Raw genomic sequence first — 17,710 nt, forward strand, 5'->3', positions numbered from 1 at the left:
TTAGCGAGAATATTATTGAAAAATCAATTTTTACGGTTACATTGCTTTAAATGTCATGATGCCATCGAATAGAACCATCGTTAAATTTTGCGGCGTGTTGTTGTGGCCGGCGGTTCTGGTGAGCTGTTCCGAAACTGAAGTCCGTTATCGGGATACCTTGCACCTGGAGCGGCCGCCGGAATTCGAGGGCGCTTTAAGCGAGCAAAGCTTACAAAAATCGGTTGATCCTGTGTTGACAACCTTATCGATTCAACAAGGCTTAGGCGATAAAGTTGCGATCGAACAATCGGCGCTACGAACCAAGCTGATCATCAAAGAACCTTTTGAAAAAGCTTGGTTCATAATGGAATTAGTCCTAAATCAGCAACGCATCGAAATTACCGATAGGGACCGCGATGCGGGTTATTACTACGTCCGCTTCGATCCCGACGACAACGAGGCGAAAGGTTTTTTGGGGTGGTTATTTAGAGACGACGATTATATCGAGCGAATTTATTCGTTGCAGTTATCCGAAGGACAGTCCACGACGGAAATTACTGCGGATATCGTGACTGAACAAGATGAAAAAAATCCGTCCATACCAGGTGCGCCAGAGCCGCTCGAGGACAATAAAAAAGACGGGCCAGAACGGTTGCTGCAGATGCTCTATGAGAAATTGCGAGACGGCATACCGAAACATCAACGGCAATAATAAACAGTATGGAAATTTTAAATATAGCGAAACAAACGATTCTTGCGCCGGCAGGCTTGCAGGAAAAAGATATCGAGCGAGTCATGAGCAGTTTGCTCAGTGTTCCGGTCGACGCCGCCGATATCTATTTTCAATCCAGTCATTACGAATCCTGGATTATGGAAAGCGGCATCATCAAAGAGGGCAGTCATAATATCGAACAAGGTGCCGGCGTGCGTGCCGTCGTCGGTGAGAAAACCGGATTCGCCTATAGCGATAAACTTGAATTGCCGGTCTTGCTCGAAGCGGCCGGTAATGTCAAAGCGATCGTCCGGCAAGGACAAAATGCGCGTACGGCCATCGCCAAGCAAGCCGGCTGGCCTCGATATTACCATCCTGTTAACCCGCTCAAATCTCTAGCGGATCAGCAAAAGGTCGATTTGTTACATAAGGTTGACCGAGAGACCCGCAAGCTCGATAGTCGCATTGAAGAAGTGATTATCAGCCTGGTCGGTGTTCATGATAGTGTTTTAGTCGCTAATCAAGACGGTTCATTGGCTGCCGACATCCGTCCGTTGGTCCGTATGAACGTGAGTGTCATCGTCGAAGAGAACGGACGCCGCGAGCAGGGTAGCATGGGCGGCGGCGGACGTTGCGATTACGGTATGTTCGTAAACCAGGATAAAGCATTGGAGTACGGCCGAGAAGCGGTTCGGCAGGCGTTGGTTAATCTGGATGCCGTTGATGCGCCGGCCGGCAGCATGACTGTAGTCTTGGGGTCGGGTTGGCCAGGTATCCTATTGCATGAAGCCATTGGGCATGGTTTGGAAGGCGATTTTAACCGCAAAGGCACATCGGCCTTTAGCGGACGTGTCGGCGAAAGAGTGGCATCCGATTTGTGTACCGTGGTCGATGACGGTACGCTCGAGGGACGTCGCGGCTCATTGAGTATCGACGATGAAGGCACGCCTACCGAAAAAACCGTTTTGATTGAAAACGGCATATTGAAAGGCTACATGCAGGATAGATTAAATGCCAGGCTGATGGGCGTATCCCCGACAGGTAACGGCCGGCGCGAATCTTACGCGCATTTGCCGATGCCGCGCATGACCAACACCTATATGTTGCCGGGGCCGCACGATCCTGAAGAAATCATCCGCTCGGTCAAAAAAGGTTTGTATGCGAAAAATTTCGGTGGCGGACAGGTCGATATCACCTCGGGAAAATTCGTGTTTTCAGCCAGCGAGGCCTATCTTATCGAGGACGGCCAATTGACGCGCCCCGTAAAAGGTGCGACGTTAATCGGCAATGGGCCGGATGTCCTGACTCGAGTGTCGATGGTCGGTACCGATTTGGAACTCGACAGCGGCGTCGGAACCTGCGGGAAGGATGGGCAAAGCGTGCCGGTCGGCGTCGGCCAGCCGACCTTGAAAGTCGACGCGTTGACGGTCGGCGGTACGAGTATTTGATGGTTGGTGATTGGTGAACAGTAAGCGGTAAACAGTAAGCAGTAAGCGGTAAGCAGTTAACGGGTCGTTGTTCTTGAGACAAGCCTGTGCTCCGGCTTCCTTGCCAGTGCGGCGTTTGAATTCCTAAGAGGGCTATTTCTATTGCTCTCCTTACGTAAGTATTCAGACCCCGTTGGCAAATTACCGCCATTCAGTCGCAATTGTTGGCCTCCCCCTTTGAAAAAGGGGGATTGAGGGGGACTTATTTAAAAAATCTCCCCTAGCCCCTCTTTTTCAAAGAGAGGGACTGAATACTTACCTCCTTACCGCTCACTGTTGACCGCTTACTATAGATTTAATTTTAAGTAGAGAATTATTTTGCAAAACCGAGAAGAAATCAGTCGATTGGAAAATTTGGTCCAAAGCATTTTAGATGAAGCGAAGCTGCAGGGCGCAACCGCTGCGGAAGCGGGTTTGAGTGTCGATAGCGGCTTGTCGGTGACGGCGCGTTTGGGTGATGTCGAAACGATAGAACATCATCGCGATCAAGGCTTGGGCGTAACCGTTTATTTCGGACAGCGTAAAGGTTCGGCGAGTACCACCGATCTATCCAATGCTTCGATCAAGGAAACGGTGACCGCCGCATGTAGTTTCGCACGCTATGGCAGCGAAGATCCATACGCAGGATTACCCGAGCAAGACTGGCTTGCGACCGAATTTCCCGACTTAGATCTATTTCATCCTTGGTCTCTCGCGGCGGATCGTGCGATCGAGTTGGCGATAGCCTGCGAAGATGCCGCGCGTTCTTATTCAACCGAAATTACGAATTCGGAAGGCGCGACGGTCACCAGTCATCAAGGCATTCGGGTTTTGGGCAATAGTTTAGGTTTCTTGAAGGGGGCCGAATCGAGCCGTCACTCGATTAGTTGCGCAGTATTAGGACAGCGCGGCGACAGTATGCAGCGCGATTATTGGTATAGCGTTGCCAGGAATCCAGACTTGCTCGAGGCAGTCGACTCCATCGGCAGAAAAGCGGCCGAAAGGACGATCAGGCGTTTGCAAGGGCGTAGTTTGAGCACGCGGCAATGTCCGGTTTTGTATTCGGCTGAAGTGGCTTCCAGCTTGTTCGGATCGCTAATCGGCGCAATTAGCGGCGGTAACTTATACCGTAAATCGTCGTTTTTACTCAATGCGTTGGATACACGGATATTTCCGGAATTCATACATATTCACGAGCAGCCTTATTTGGTTGGTGCTCTCGGCAGCGCTGCTTTCGATGCCGAAGGCGTCAAAACCAGGACTCGGGACATCGTTGCGGACGGTATTTTAAAGGACTATGTGCTGAGTACTTATTCGGCGAAGAAACTCGGTCTAGAAAGCACGGGAAATGCCGGCGGCGTGCATAATCTTACCGTAGAGACCGGGCCTGACGATTTTCAAGGCATGCTGAAAAAACTCGACACCGGCTTGCTCGTAACCGAATTGATGGGGCAGGGCGTTAAAATGGTGACTGGCGATTATTCGCGCGGCGCGGCCGGGTTCTGGGTCGAGAACGGCGAAATTCAATACCCGGTCGAGGAAATTACGATTGCCGGAAATTTGAAGGATATGTTTAAAAATCTCGTCGCGGTCGGTAATGACGTTGATTATCGAGGCAACGTCCGCACCGGTTCGGTATTGATCGAGCGCATGTCGATCGCCGGGGAATAAGGCACTCTATGAGTGGAGCTGTTATGATTGAAAATAGTGGATATACCCATCGTAGATCAAAATTCGGCACCCCGACGCCGAAATTTGACTAGCAAAGGGTATAATTCAAAATAAAGTAAAATCCCCTGTTTTGTTCAATCAAATCGATGGCTTCTAGCCAAATTTTCAATCAAGATTGCAGGGATTGCGGACGCTTGGACGATTTTTTGTGCGAGGTGAAACGCAAGTACCCCGATTATCATGCTCGGCCGGTTGCTCCGTTCGGCGACGAACAACCGAAATTGTTGGTGGTCGGGTTGGCGCCGGGCATGCATGGCGCGAATGCAACGGGGCGCCCCTTTACCGGCGATTATGCCGGAATCTTGTTGTACCAAGCGTTATACCAATTCGGTTACAGTAATCGCCCCATTTCAGAAGGCCAAGAGGATGGATTGGTTTTAACCGCTTGCCGAATCACCAATGCCGTTAAATGCCTGCCGCCGCAAAATAAACCGACCGGTTTGGAAATCAATACCTGCAATCGATATTTAAACGCCGAAATAGCGCAATTGCGTGAAGGAACGGTCATTTTGGCGTTGGGCAGTATCGCGCATCAGGCCGTCTTGAAAGCCTGCGGTCTAAAATTAAAAGACGCACCCTTCGGCCATAATCGCTTGCATCGTTTGCCTAATTCGCGATATCTGGTTGATTCTTATCATTCCAGCCGTTATAACGTGCAAACCAAGCGTTTGACCGAGGAAATGTTTCACGATGTTTTTCGTAGTATCGCTGGAATTTTCGATCGTTGAGTGTTGCCGTGCCTGTTGCCGAATTTGATGTAGCCGCCTTTCTGAAAACCCTGACCGGCCGGCCGGGGATTTATAAAATGCTGAATGAAAAAGGCGAAATCATTTATATAGGAAAGGCCAAGAACCTGAAGAACCGCGTGTCGAGTTACTTTCGTACGCAGAGCGCATCGCCTAAACAGCAGGCGATGATCGCGCAGTTGGCGTCGATCGAAGTGATGGTGACGAGTTCCGAAGGCGAAGCCTTGTTGCTGGAAAGCCAACTGGTCAAGCGTTTCATGCCTCGCTATAACATTTGTTTGCGGGACGATAAATCCTATCCTTATATCTTTATTTCTACCGAACAGGATTTTCCGCGAATTACTTTTCATCGAGGCGCGAAAAAGAAAAAGGGGCAATATTTCGGGCCATATCCGAGCGCCGGAGCGGTTAAGGAAACGCTAAAATTATTGCAAAAAATATTTCCGGTTCGGCAATGCGAAGATTCTTACTATCGCAATCGAACGCGCCCCTGTTTACAGCATCAGATCAAACGCTGCACCGCGCCGTGTGTCGACTTGATCGATACAAGCAACTATGCGGTCGATGTCGAAAACAGTATTTTATTTTTGGAAGGAAACGGCGAGTTACTGATCGGTCGTTTGATCGAAAAAATGGAAAATGCGTCGGCGGCCTTGGATTTTGAAAAAGCGGCGGATTTTCGGGATCAAATCGCACGTTTACGTTTGATTCTGGAAAAGCATTTTGTGCATGGCGAGCGGGGCGATGTCGATATCGTTGCCTGTGCTACGCGAGCCGGTGTCGCATGCGTTCAGGTGTTTTTTATTCGCAAGGGCCAGAATCTCGGCAATAAGTTGTTTTTTCCGAAATTGTCCGATCAAGATGAGCCCGGCAAAATTTTGCAGGCGTTTATCGCACAATATTATCTCGACAAGACGGTGCCCTACGAATTGATCGTCAGTCACGAGCCGGAAGAGGCCGGCTTATTGGCTGAAGTTCTGGCAGCTTATGCCAAACATGCCGTTACGATTACATCGAAGGTACGCGGCGAACGCCAAAAATGGTTACAAATGACATTGGTCAATGCCGAGCATTCGTTGCAAAGCAAGTTGGCTGATCGGCAAGGTATTTATGCGCGTTTTTTGAGCCTTCAGGAAGAATTGGGTTGCCGGGAATTGCCGAAGCGCCTCGAATGTTTCGATATTAGTCATACCCAGGGCGATCAAACTGTAGCCTCGTGTGTTGTGTTCGACAGGGAAGGGCCGGTAAAATCGGCTTACCGGCGTTTCAATATCGAGGGTGTGACGCCCGGCGACGATTATGCGGCAATTCATCAGGCGGTTGCCCGGCGTTATAAACGGCTCAAGCAAGGCGAACATGAGGCACCCGATATTTTGTTTATCGATGGCGGCAAAGGGCAAGTTGCCGAAGCGAAAAAGGCATTGGCGGATTTAGAGATAAACAATGTTATGATAGTCGGCGTTTCCAAAGGTCCGGATAGGAAAGCCGGTATGGAAAAACTACTTTTGACCGATCAGTCGCAGCCTTTGGATGTAACTCCCGGCGCGTCGGGGTTGTTGTTGATTCAACATATTCGCGACGAAGCACACCGATTTGCAATTACCGGGCACCGGCAGCGGCGAGGCAAGACCAAAAAACAATCCGTTTTGGAGGATATTCCAGGGTTGGGGCCGAAACGCCGGCAATTATTATTAAAACAATTCGGCGGTTTGCAAGGCGTTGCCGGTGCTAGCGCGGATGCTTTGGCGAGTGTGGCAGGCATTAGTAAGGACTTGGCGCAACGAATTTACGAACAATTTCATAACCCAAATGGCCATTAAATTTAATCTTCCGACCTATCTGACTTTGCTGAGAATTGTTTTAATTCCGTTGCTTGCAGTGGTGTTTTATCTGCCTTGGGAATATGCCAACTTGGCTTCGACAATCATTTTTATTTTGGCCGGTATCACTGATTGGTTGGATGGTTATTTGGCTCGTAAGATGAGTTTGGAAACACCGTTCGGTGCTTTTTTGGATCCGGTTGCGGATAAATTGATGGTGGCGATTGTGCTGGTTTTGATTGTACAACAAGACGGTTCGCCTTATTTAGCTTTACCTGCGGCAATTATTATCGGGCGCGAAATTACGATTGCATCGTTACGCGAATGGATGGCGGAATTGGGGCAGCGCGCTAAAGTCAAAGTTTCGCAATTGGGTAAATGGAAAACCACCGCGCAAATGACCGCGATCGGGTTTTTATTGTACGGACAGGATGTCATCGGTATCCCCGTTAAGACATCCGGATATGTGTTGCTGTATCTGGCGGCGATATTGACGTTATGGTCGATGATTAATTATTTGAAAGCCGCATGGAGTGTGTTTGGAGAGGGTTAGGAATATGCACAAAATAACTTATACAAATAGTAGGCTTTGGGGCGGTTCGGTAACTCGCTTGACAGGACGCCGTGAATACGTCCATGTAGGCTTGACGGCGGCTATTCCTGCCGCCGACACCTGTCAATCGAGCCACCGAACCCCCTTCTAACAGTCGTCGAAGTTATTTCATGCTCGTTCCTTAAAAAACAATCTATTCACTATTAATGTAGCGGATCGAAACTAGAATGTTGTAATAAACAACTGTTTGATGTTTAATTTAAAACCTTATTTTAGTATGGGATATGATAATTCGAACAGCCGTCTTCGAAGTTTTTTGGCGTATTTTGATTTGCGATGGGTATATAAACTTAACGACCGCTTTTTCGTCTGCTCTCGAGTGACGGTTTCCGACGCAGTTTATCGATGATTTTCCTTTAAGCGTCGAATGAAGTACATAGTCATAATAATCGCAAACAGGGTCGTTTGAAGTGCACAGAATTTTATGTAACTTTTCGGTGAGTAATATCGGGATTAATCAGCCTTGCCATGCCATGCCCCGCAGGTTCTCGAATGAATTGTCGAAACGATACGAATCATTAACTTTAATAAAGGCAGCATAATGATATTGCTGTAAAAAGTGAAAATGGAAAAGGAAATAGAAAATAACAAAAATAAATTGGACACTCAGGATGAAATTCTCTTGGCGGCTTTAAAGCTTTTCGCCGAGAAGGGGTATTTCAATACGTCTCTCGGTGATATTGCCGAAGCGGCCGGTATCAAGACAACCAGTGGTCTGTATCAATGTTTCAAAAACAAGCAAGCGATAGCCGAAGCCTTATACGCGAATATTATCGATAGTCTGAGTATTTCGATCGATGATATTCGACGCCGAAATGCCAAGCCTTCCGAGCAATTGCGAGAAGTCGTCGGTCTTTTGTTTAGATTAACTCAGGAAGCGCCTGATGTGATGCAGTTTCTGTTAGTCATTAAGGTTCGCGAATTTTTGCCCGAGCAAAAGCCTTTCATGGAAACACCGCCCTTCATCAAGATCATAAAAATCCTTCAGGCCGGGATTAAGGCTGAGGAAATCAAAAATATCGAGCCTATACTGGCTTATACCTTTTTTTTCGGGATCATCAATCAAACGCTCCGCATGGCCTTGTCCGGCAGTCTTCCGAAGGACATCGATGCCTATCAATCGCAAGTTTGGCTTGCAGCTTGGAGTGTCATTTGTAAGAAATAGCAGCAAACATCCGGCATGGTATCGTTGCCGGCAGATAATGCCTTGGTAAGCGGTAAGCGGTAAGCGGTAAGCGGTAAGCGGTGAAAGAGGAAAGAGGAAAGAGGAAAGAGGAAAGAGTCGACCGGCATGCGGTCTTTCTCTACCCTCACCAAACGCCCAGCGCTTTTATACCTTTCGCACTTCAAATTTCGGCAGTGCCGGAGGGGTGCTCGGTAAAGGCTTTGCCAGCATGGCGCTGGCATAGAGCCTACATGGGCGTATTTACGGCGTCCTTTAACGGGCGCGCCGAGGCCGGATTTTCATCTACGATGAGTATTATTAAAGCGATTGCCAGGTTTTTTGAGCGTTAGGTTGAGTGATTCTCACTAATAAGGCATAGGTATCTACACAAGTTTTCAGCTTTACAAAACAATTAGTTAAGTTAATTTTTCTGTAATCTAGGATAAAAAAGTAGACTAAAAACATCAATTTTTAGTCCCTATCTTCATAAAAAACCAGAAGAAACTTTATAACAGATTGATTTTGAATAATAAAGATGTGTAGATACTTATGCTAATAAGGGGGGAAATCGGTTGTTGGTTATTTTTCCGCGATGAAAATGGCTCGTTTGGGGGCTGGGTGGCCTTCTAGCGTTAAGCTCGGGTCGTTCGGGTCGAGAAAATCCTTGAGAGATTTAAAATCCATCCAGTCGGTGCTGCGTTGTTCTTCCGTGCTTGTTACCGTGACATCGATTAATCTGATGTTGCTGAAACCGCAGCGTTTTAGCCATCCTTGCAGCGCTTCACAGCTGGGTATAAACCAAACATTGCGCATATGAGCATAGCGGTGCTCCGGCAGCAATACCTCATTCGGTCCGCCGTCGACGACCAGCGATTCGAGAATTAATTCGCCGCCGGGTCTAAGGCAATCTTTTAATTCCAGCAAATGATCGATAGGCGAGCGGCGATGATAGAGCACGCCCATGGAAAATACCGTGTCGAAAGCATTTAAACCGTTCGGTATTTGTTCGATGCCCATCGGCAACACGTAGTGCCTCGCATCACCGGCCAGTTTTTTGATGAGGTGAAACTGCATCACATTTAACATTAACGGATCGATACCGACCACAAGATCCGCGCCGGCGCCGAGCATTCGCCAGCCATGATAGCCGTTCCCGCAACCTACATCGAGCACCAAACGCTTTTTTAGTGGACTGATATGGGCTTTCAATCGATTCCATTTCCAGTCGGAGCGCCATTCCGTATTGATATCAATGCCGAATAAGTCGTAAGGTCCTTTTCGCCAAGGGCTGAATGTTTTTAATACGGTTGTTAATTGCTCGCGGGAAATATCGCCTAAATCGCTAGCAGTGCCGATTTTGACGGTATCTTCATTAAAAACGCGCTGCGAGAGAGATAACTCAGGCAAGTCGTCTATGGCTTGGAGCCAGCGAGTCAACTGGCCGTGCCGAGTCGGGTTGAATGCCGACTGTAATTGTTCCGGCAGGATGTCGGCCCAGGCGTCCGCGCCATGGTCCCTTAATGTTTGGTAAAGTATTTGATAATCAATCATTTGAGTGCGATTATCGAGGCGAAATTGAAATATTGAAACCAGACCTCGGCACTATTGAAGCCTGCTTTTAGTAAGCGTTGCCGGTGGCAAGAAAAAGTTTCGGGAATCAATACGTTTTCTAATGCGGTCCGCTTTTGGCTGATTTCCAAGTCGCTGTATCCTTGCGCTTTTTTAAACGCGTGATGCATTTCGGTTTGCAATTGCTGTTGGCGAGGGTCGTCGAATTTTAATTTCTCGGACAAAATCAAAATGCCGCCCGGTAATAGGGCCTGATAGATGTTGCGGAGAAATTCGCTTCGGTCTTCAATAGGTATGAATTGTAACGTGAAGTTCAAGACCACAACCGATGCGTTTTCCAGTCGTGTTTCACGGATATCTTCGCAACGGGGTTCGACTTCGATTGGAGAGGTGTCATTCGCCAATATTTTTTTAAAGCGTTCGATCATCGCTTCCGAATTATCAACAGCAACAATGCGACAGTCAGGTGATTCGATTTGATGACGCATTGCCAGTGTTGCCGCACCGAGCGAGCAACCTAGGTCATAGCAGAGGCTATTTGCTTGCGCGAAGCGCCCCGCCAACAAACCGATAGCCGAAATAATGGAACGGTAACCGGGCACGGAGCGTTGAATCATGTCGGGAAATACTGCCGTTACCGCCGCGTCGAATTGGAAGCCTTCTAGGGACTCGACAGGGTGAGCGTATAGTGAATCTTTTTTAAAATTCATCCAAGTATTGGGTTGGTGCAGGCAAAAATATGAGTTATTTCAGTGGGGTGTAGCGCTCTGTTGAAACAGAGCGTGCATGGCGACGGCGCGATAATTTATGAATTGTGCAGCGAGTTTTTGGACAAAGCTTCGGCATTTCTTGTTTTCAATGTTTCGATAACCGCTGCTAATGAGCCGCGGTTTTTGATTTCATTATTGAATGTCGTGCGGTAGTTGGTGACTAGGCTGACGCCTTCGATTAATATGTCGTAAGCTTTCCATTTATCTTTGATTAATACCATCCTGTAGTCTACAGCGATGGGCTGAATGCCCGGTTGCAATATCTCCGTTTTAACGACGACCTTAGTCGCATCCGATTCCATTTTTAACGGCAGGAAGCGCACCGACCAGTCTTTGAATTCGACAAACGCGCGAGAATAAGTTCTGACTAACAGGTTTCTGAATTCATTATTGAATTGCGCTCTTTCTTCAGGAGTGGCGTCCCGCCAGTATTTTCCGAGTACCAATGCCGAAATTCGATTAAAATCGACATGGGGATAAATCGCCGATTCAACAAAATCCGTTATTTGTGCAAAATCCTTTATAAATTCGGGATTTTGCATTTTCTCCTTCAGTTTGTCGGAAGCTTCGGAAATCGCTTGTTGGGGCAATAATAATTCGGCGGCAATGGCTTTGTTCAATGCGCTAATGCTTATAAAAAAGCTTAATATTGCCAACAGAAAAATGCGTTTGTATTGTGTTGTTTTCATAATGACCTCAAGTTCTTAGACTTATGTGCAAACACATGTCCGAGTCTTTTACGGATCAGGAAGACTTGGTTTAGGGTGTCGGAAGCGTGCTAATATTATCGGATGATTTATATCTTGCAGTAAAACTATTTTGCAAGGTACAGGCGCCTTGGCGCACGGCAAACGTGATTAACTTAAACCTACGGACAAGATGACGCATAATACCACCAATTTCCCCTTAATACGCATGAGAAGAATGCGTTATCAATCTTTTTCACGTCGCTTGATGAGCGAAAACCGTTTATCCGTCGACGATTTGATCTATCCGATGTTTGTCACGGAAGGCAAGAATAACCGCGAAGCGGTGCTTTCGATGCCCGGAATAGAGCGTCTTTCGTTGGATTTATTATTGAGTGAAGCCGGAGAAATATCGAGTCTCGGCATTCCTGCAATCGCTTTATTTCCGGTTATATCTCCCGATAAAAAATCCGACGATGCGGCCGAGGCCTTTAACCCGAACGGATTGGTTCAGCGAACTGTCAAAGCGCTCAAGGCGGCCTATCCGGACCTTGGCGTGATTACCGATATCGCACTGGATCCGTTTACCTCTCACGGTCAGGACGGGTTGATCGATAACAATGGCTATGTGATCAACGATGAAACGGTCGAGGTTTTGATCAAGCAAGCTTTGTCGCATGCCGAAGCGGGAGCCGATATCGTTGCGCCTTCGGATATGATGGACGGCCGGATTGGTGCGATCAGGCTGGCCTTGGAAAATCATGCTTACCGTAATACGCGTATTTTGGCGTATTCGGCTAAATATGCCTCGGCATTCTATGGCCCCTTCAGAGATGCCGTGGGCTCGGGCGCCAACCTCGGCAAAGGCAATAAATACAGTTATCAAATGGACCCGGCCAATACCGATGAGGCGTTACGCGAGATTGAGTTGGATTTGCAGGAAGGCGCTGACATGATTATGGTCAAGCCCGGCATGCCTTATCTGGATATTGTACGCCGCGCGAAAGACCGCTTTGGCGTGCCGACTTTCGCCTATCAGGTCAGCGGCGAATATGCGATGTTGAAGGCGGCGTCATTAAATGGCTGGTTAGATGAGCGTCAAGTCGTGCTCGAATCGTTATTGAGCTTCAAGCGTGCCGGTTGCGATGCCGTGTTGACTTATTTTGCCAAGCAAGTCGCTTCATGGTTACAAGAAGAATTCAGTAAGGCCTAAAAAGTTTCTTACTCGTGATTGTCCACAATGAAGAACGCGAAAGTATTTTCGTGATTTTCAGGGTAATAACTTTTGCTTTTCGCCGGAAATAGCCTTAAGCAAGAGTGTCTCTATTCTTAGTTAAGTCAACCGGAGCGAGCCCATGTCCGAAGATACGCTGTTTACAGAAAAACGAAAATTTCAGATCGAAGAAGGTATTCTGGTTTTGTTGCTGGCGCTTTCGATGACCGGTATTGGTATTACCGATTACTCGCCGGCCGACGGCTATGTCTATTGGTTGATCATGATCATCATTTTTGCGATTTCGGCAATGATTATCGCTTGGCTGCAATCGAAGCATAAAGCCAGTGACATCAAACATATCTTACGAGAGCAAACGCTGCATTGGGGCGTGTCGATGCTGATTGTCGCTGCAGCGTTTTCCATTCAGCAAACCGAAGTGTTCGATGAAAAAAGCGCCGGCATCGTCATTCTATTGATTTTATCGTTGTCGACAATATTGGACGGTATCAGAATCGGTTGGCGTTTCAGTTTGGTCGGGATTTTTCTCGGCGTGTCCGCAGTCGTGACATCGTTTATGCAGCAAGCAATTTGGATAGAGCTGTTGATGGCAATCGGCATCGTGGCTATGACTATACTCTGGGAAGTTTGGCAATATAAAAGACAATTATAATGACACAAATCGATCAATATGCCGTTTTCGGTAGTCCCATAAAGCACAGTAAATCACCAACTATTCATCGAATTTTCGCAGAGCAAACCGGTCAAGAATTGGTTTATACCGCCCAAGAAGTAACGGCCGATCGTTTCGAATCGGCCGTTACGGAGTTCTTCCGCTTGGGCGGTCAGGGGCTTAATTGTACCGTGCCGCTAAAGGAACTGGCATGGCGATTCGCCGATCGAAAAACCGAACGCGCGGATTCTGCAAAAGCGGTCAATACGCTGGCGCTTCAGACGGATGGTTCGATATTAGGCGATAACACGGACGGTATAGGTTTGGTGACCGATTTAATCGTTAATCATGAGGTTACGCTAAACGGAAAGAAGCTATTGATTCTTGGTGCCGGCGGTGCATCGCGCGGGATTCTTTCGCCGCTATTCGAGCAACAGCCGGCATGCATTGTGATTGCCAATCGGACGGCTTCTAAGGCCGTTAATTTGGCTGATGAATTTGCCGATCGGGGCGATATTAAGGGTTGCGGTTTTGACGAATTGGCAGGTTTGTCATTCGATGTGATCCTGAACGCGACCTCTGCCAGTTTGTCCAACGACCTTCCGCCGTTGCCGGAAGGTCTTTTGGCGCCGAATGGCGTTTGTTACGATCTCGCTTACGGTAACGAGCTGACTGCTTTTGTTCGATGGGGCATCAGTCACGGCGCCGCTAGCAGTTTAGACGGTCTGGGCATGTTGGTCGAACAGGCGGCCGAAGCGTTTTTCATTTGGCGAGGCATCAGGCCGGATACTGCGCCGGTTATTGAGTTATTGAATTCGGAAAGATGAAAGGTGAAAGGTGAAAGGTGAAAGGTGAAAGGTGAAAGGTGAAAGGTGAAAGGTGAAAGGTGTAAGATGAAAGATGAAAGATGAAAGATGAAAGATGAAAGATGAAAGATGAAAGATGACCCCTTCGTTTAATCTGGCCTTAGGATTTGGTCGCAAATAACTTCCCTATTTTATGGATGGTTCGGTAACTCGATTGACAGGTGTCGGCGGCAGGAAGCCGCCGACAAGCCTACACGGACGTATTCACGGCGTCCTTTAGCGGACACCCAGGCGCCGAATTTTGATCTACGACGGGTATATCACGAAATCCTTAATGCATTAATTCAGCTCAAGTTTATTTTTCCTCCTCACAATGTTTACCAGCCTTTGGGAAAATCGATTGTTCCGGTAGCCACGGGCCCGAAGCGAATTTTTCAACAAATCAATGAGATAAATGAAATGGAAAGAATCAAGTATGGAATCATGTCGTTGCTGATGGCTGTTGCCGTGATGCAAGGTGCTCATGCCGACGATAAGCCAATTGAACAATTACGAGATTTTTTAAAAACAGCGCATTCTTTGACCGCGGATTTCAGACAGGTCGCGATCGATGAGAGCGGACGCGCGCGGAAAGCAAGTGAAGGCGTGTTTTATTTGCGTAGGCCCGGTAAGTTTCGTTGGAATTATCTAAAACCTTTCACGCAAGAGATCATTTCCAATGCCGGTAAGGTTTGGTTTTACGATGAAGACTTGGAACAAGTGACGATCAAAAAGATGGATCAATCGCTGGGTTCTACGCCCGCTTTATTGTTGAGCGGTGATATCGATTTAGAGGATAACTTTATTTTAGAAGGGCAAGGTTCCGACGAGGACATGACCTGGATAAAATTACTGCCTAAAAACGAGGACAGCGGTTTCAAATATATTCTGATCGGACTGGATAAGGGCAAGCTTGGCGGTATGGAGCTCAGTGACAATTTCGGGCAATTAACGCGCATTTATTTTTCGAATCTTAAAATCAATACTCCGATCGATGACGGCGTATTCGATTTTATTCCGCCCGCCGGAGCCGATGTCTTTGAGGAATAAGAAGCGTGTTGCAACAAGCCCTAAGGCCCTTAGCTGAAAGAATGCGTCCGATGCGCTTGGACGACTATATCGGACAGCAGCATATTATTAAGCCCGGTAAACCGCTCTATGAAGCGGTTGCATCGGGCCGCTTGCATTCGATGATTTTCTGGGGACCGCCCGGTACCGGGAAGACCACGCTGGCACGAATAATATCGGTGCATTCCGATGCGCATTTCATCTCGATATCGGCGGTGTTGGCCGGCGTCAAGGATATCCGTGACGCCGTTGCCGAAGCAAAAAAAATTCGTGAAAGCGAAAATCGCCGCACGATCTTGTTTGTCGACGAAGTACATCGTTTCAACAAATCTCAGCAAGATGCTTTCTTGCCGCATGTCGAAGACGGCACGGTATATTTTATCGGCGCGACCACCGAAAACCCGTCTTTCGCATTGAATAATGCGTTATTATCGCGCGCACGCGTTTATGTTTTGAATGCCTTGCAAGCAGTTGACTTGGCGACGGTTTTGGAAAAAGCATTGACCGATCGGGAGCGCGGTTTAGGAGAGCAAGCCATCGAAATGACCGACGATATCAAGCGACAGTTTGTCGATGCTGCCGACGGAGATGCGCGTAGATTATTGAATTTATTGGAAATCGCCGCCGAGTTAGCGTCGGCGCACGGAAGCGGAAAAATCGACGAGATTGTTGCCGGCGAAGTGCTGAGCGGCGGCGTACGTCGTTTCGATAAGCAAGGTGAAGAATTTTACAATCAGATTTCGGCCTTGCATAAGTCGGTGCGAGGAAGCTCCCCTGATGCTTCGTTGTATTGGTTGTGCCGCATGATCGACGGTGGTTGCGACTTGGCTTATTTGGCTCGGCGCATCGTGAGGATTGCATCCGAAGATATCGGCAATGCCGACCCGAGAGCCTTGCCGGTCGCGATTAGTGCTTGGGAGGCGCAAGAAAGGCTCGGCAGTCCCGAAGGCGAATTGGCGTTGGCACATGCAGTGGTTTATTTGGCCTGCGCGCCGAAAAGCAATGCCGTTTATATGGCATACAATGCAGCGATGCGCGATGCTCGAAATAGCGGAAGTCTCGGCGTGCCGGTGCATTTACGCAATGCGCCGACGGTATTGATGAAGTCGTTAGATTATGGAAAGGAGTACCGCTATGCGCATGATGAGCCCGATGCTTATGCTGCCGGCGAAAATTATTTTCCGGACGAAATGCTCGGAACGCGTTATTACGAGCCGGTTAATCGTGGGCTTGAAATTAAAATCGCAGAAAAATTAAAACATTTACGGAATTTAGATAAAATGGCCGTCTCAGGAAGGAATCAATCGGCTAGTCGCGGATGACGTTTTTATAATGTGAAAAAGAAAACACGGAAAAACGGTTCGTGGTGCGTACGAAATACTTTTTGGGGCTTTATTCGCTATGAAGATTGCGATATGGAAACGCATAAACGGGAAAGTCCCAGGTCAATCCGTCTAGTCGGCTTCATCCGTGTTCCATTCATTAAGCTTGCTTTTGTTGAGCAGTAACAATAATTCATATATACCATCATGGATCTAAAATTTCTTGACTTCGAACAACCCATCGCCGAATTAGAAGCGAAGATTAGAGAACTTCGTCGTGTCGAGTTTGATAACGATATTAATATTTCCGACGCGCTTGAGCAGCTCGAAAACAAAAGTAAATTATTGACCGAATCTATTTTTGCCGAATTGAGCGATTGGCAGATTTCGCAACTCTCGAGGCATCCCGGGCGTCCTTATACGCTCGATTATATCGATTTGATGTTTACCGATTTTCATGAATTGCACGGTGATCGGGCTTACGCCGACGATCCTGCAATCGTGTGCGGTTTGGCTCGTCTGGAAGGGCAGCCGGTCATGATCATCGGTCATCAAAAAGGCCGCGACACGAAAGAAAAAATTTATCGTAATTTCGGCATGCCAAGGCCGGAAGGTTACCGTAAGGCGTTGAGAGTCATGAAGATGGCTGAGCGTTTTGGTTTGCCGATCATTTGTTTGATCGATACGCCGGGCGCTTATCCGGGAATTGGGGCAGAGGAACGTGGACAAAGCGAGGCGATTGCTCGAAATTTGTTTGAAATGGCGCGATTAAAGACCCCGATTATTTGCACAGTTATCGGCGAAGGCGGGTCCGGCGGCGCGTTGGCGATCGGTGTCGGAGACCGTTTGTTGATGTTGGAATACAGCACTTACTCTGTGATCTCGCCGGAAGGTTGTGCATCGATTCTGTGGAAAAGTGCGGAAAAGTCGCAATTGGCGGCCGAAGCGATGGGCATCACTTCCGACCGTATTCGTGAACAAGGCTTTCTTGATGAAATGGTTCGCGAGCCGGTGGGCGGCGCGCATCGAGACTTTCAAACGACGGCAATGCATTTGCGTGAGGCGTTGTTACGCCATTTGGAGCAGTTAAGGAACGAGCCGGTCGAACAATTACTGGCACATCGCTACCAACGAATCATGAATTTCGGTGCTTATATTGAAGAGCCGGGTAAATAACCGTTTTTATCTTGCGGGCTTTGAGATACCGTTGGCAAACCATACTCATCGTAGATCAAAATTCGGCACCGGCGGGGGCCCGTAAAACGACGCCGTGAATACGTCCATGTAGGCTCTATGCCAGCATCCATGCTGGCAAAGCCTTTGCCAGGCACC

17 protein-coding genes are annotated in these 17,710 nt (G+C 47.9%); 14 read left to right on the forward strand and 3 right to left on the reverse strand.

Features of this window, described 5'->3' with window-relative positions; translation table 11 throughout:
• Window positions 1-55 precede the first annotated feature (55 nt).
• The 8 genes from bamC to METBU_RS0119355 all read left to right on the forward strand — a co-directional run bounded on the left by bamC (window position 56) and on the right by METBU_RS0119355 (window position 8,232).
• Window positions 56-691 (forward strand): outer membrane protein assembly factor BamC, encoded by a 636-nt coding sequence (gene bamC / locus METBU_RS0119325; RefSeq protein ID WP_017842177.1) that lies wholly within the window; start codon window positions 56-58, stop codon window positions 689-691.
• Window positions 692-699: 8 nt separating this feature from the next.
• Window positions 700-2,139, forward strand: coding sequence for a metalloprotease TldD (gene tldD, locus METBU_RS0119330; RefSeq protein ID WP_017842178.1), 1,440 nt, complete (start codon window positions 700-702; stop codon window positions 2,137-2,139).
• A 357-nt stretch (window positions 2,140-2,496) separates the two neighbouring features.
• Window positions 2,497-3,828 carry a metalloprotease PmbA gene (gene pmbA / locus METBU_RS0119335; protein WP_017842179.1) on the forward strand — a complete coding sequence of 444 codons (1,332 nt, stop codon included), beginning with the start codon at window positions 2,497-2,499 and terminating at the stop codon, window positions 3,826-3,828.
• A gap of 146 nt (window positions 3,829-3,974) precedes the next feature.
• Window positions 3,975-4,616, forward strand: coding sequence for a uracil-DNA glycosylase (locus tag METBU_RS0119340; RefSeq protein WP_017842180.1), 642 nt, complete (start codon window positions 3,975-3,977; stop codon window positions 4,614-4,616).
• A gap of 8 nt (window positions 4,617-4,624) precedes the next feature.
• Entirely contained in the window at window positions 4,625-6,454 is a 1,830-nt protein-coding gene (gene uvrC, locus METBU_RS0119345; RefSeq protein ID WP_235726429.1) for an excinuclease ABC subunit UvrC, read from the forward strand.
• Window positions 6,444-7,007, forward strand: a complete 564-nt coding sequence (gene pgsA / locus METBU_RS0119350) for a CDP-diacylglycerol--glycerol-3-phosphate 3-phosphatidyltransferase (RefSeq protein WP_017842182.1) — start codon at window positions 6,444-6,446, stop codon at window positions 7,005-7,007. The genes uvrC and pgsA overlap by 11 nt, the downstream gene beginning before the upstream one ends.
• A 4-nt stretch (window positions 7,008-7,011) precedes the next feature.
• Window positions 7,012-7,158, forward strand: coding sequence for a hypothetical protein (locus tag METBU_RS28265; RefSeq protein WP_175421703.1), 147 nt, complete (start codon window positions 7,012-7,014; stop codon window positions 7,156-7,158).
• A 474-nt stretch (window positions 7,159-7,632) separates the two neighbouring features.
• A complete protein-coding gene (locus tag METBU_RS0119355) occupies window positions 7,633-8,232 on the forward strand; it encodes a TetR/AcrR family transcriptional regulator (RefSeq protein ID WP_017842183.1) in 600 nt (199 codons plus the stop codon).
• Window positions 8,233-8,811: 579 nt separating this feature from the next.
• Here the strand turns inward: METBU_RS0119355 and cmoB are convergent.
• The 3 genes from cmoB to METBU_RS0119375 all read right to left on the reverse strand — a co-directional run bounded on the left by cmoB (window position 8,812) and on the right by METBU_RS0119375 (window position 11,260).
• Entirely contained in the window at window positions 8,812-9,783 is a 972-nt protein-coding gene (gene cmoB / locus METBU_RS0119365) for a tRNA 5-methoxyuridine(34)/uridine 5-oxyacetic acid(34) synthase CmoB (protein WP_017842185.1), read from the reverse strand.
• Window positions 9,780-10,511 (reverse strand): carboxy-S-adenosyl-L-methionine synthase CmoA, encoded by a 732-nt coding sequence (cmoA, locus tag METBU_RS0119370; RefSeq protein WP_017842186.1) that lies wholly within the window; start codon window positions 10,509-10,511, stop codon window positions 9,780-9,782. The genes cmoB and cmoA overlap by 4 nt, the downstream gene beginning before the upstream one ends.
• Before the next feature lie 95 nt (window positions 10,512-10,606).
• On the reverse strand, window positions 10,607-11,260 hold the full coding sequence (locus tag METBU_RS0119375; RefSeq protein ID WP_017842187.1) for an MlaC/ttg2D family ABC transporter substrate-binding protein: 654 nt from the start codon (window positions 11,258-11,260) through the stop codon (window positions 10,607-10,609).
• Window positions 11,261-11,450: 190 nt separating this feature from the next.
• Between METBU_RS0119375 and hemB the strand changes: the two genes are divergently transcribed.
• The 6 genes from hemB to accA all read left to right on the forward strand — a co-directional run bounded on the left by hemB (window position 11,451) and on the right by accA (window position 17,554).
• On the forward strand, window positions 11,451-12,470 hold the full coding sequence (hemB, locus tag METBU_RS0119380; protein ID WP_026130334.1) for a porphobilinogen synthase: 1,020 nt from the start codon (window positions 11,451-11,453) through the stop codon (window positions 12,468-12,470).
• Window positions 12,471-12,612: 142 nt separating this feature from the next.
• On the forward strand, window positions 12,613-13,143 hold the full coding sequence (locus METBU_RS0119385; RefSeq protein WP_017842189.1) for a hypothetical protein: 531 nt from the start codon (window positions 12,613-12,615) through the stop codon (window positions 13,141-13,143).
• A complete protein-coding gene (gene aroE / locus METBU_RS0119390) occupies window positions 13,143-13,970 on the forward strand; it encodes a shikimate dehydrogenase (RefSeq protein WP_017842190.1) in 828 nt (275 codons plus the stop codon). Before METBU_RS0119385 ends, aroE begins: the two co-directional genes overlap by 1 nt.
• Window positions 13,971-14,408: 438 nt before the next feature.
• Window positions 14,409-15,038 carry an outer membrane lipoprotein chaperone LolA gene (gene lolA, locus METBU_RS0119395; protein ID WP_014149883.1) on the forward strand — a complete coding sequence of 210 codons (630 nt, stop codon included), beginning with the start codon at window positions 14,409-14,411 and terminating at the stop codon, window positions 15,036-15,038.
• A 41-nt stretch (window positions 15,039-15,079) separates the two neighbouring features.
• Window positions 15,080-16,378 carry a replication-associated recombination protein A gene (locus METBU_RS24770; RefSeq protein ID WP_051056257.1) on the forward strand — a complete coding sequence of 433 codons (1,299 nt, stop codon included), beginning with the start codon at window positions 15,080-15,082 and terminating at the stop codon, window positions 16,376-16,378.
• Between the two features lie 207 nt (window positions 16,379-16,585).
• Window positions 16,586-17,554 carry an acetyl-CoA carboxylase carboxyl transferase subunit alpha gene (accA, locus tag METBU_RS0119405; protein ID WP_017842193.1) on the forward strand — a complete coding sequence of 323 codons (969 nt, stop codon included), beginning with the start codon at window positions 16,586-16,588 and terminating at the stop codon, window positions 17,552-17,554.
• Window positions 17,555-17,710: the final 156 nt, after the last annotated feature.

The sequence above is a fragment of the Methylotuvimicrobium buryatense 5G genome, assembly GCF_000341735.1.
GTDB lineage: Bacteria > Pseudomonadota > Gammaproteobacteria > Methylococcales > Methylomonadaceae > Methylotuvimicrobium > Methylotuvimicrobium buryatense.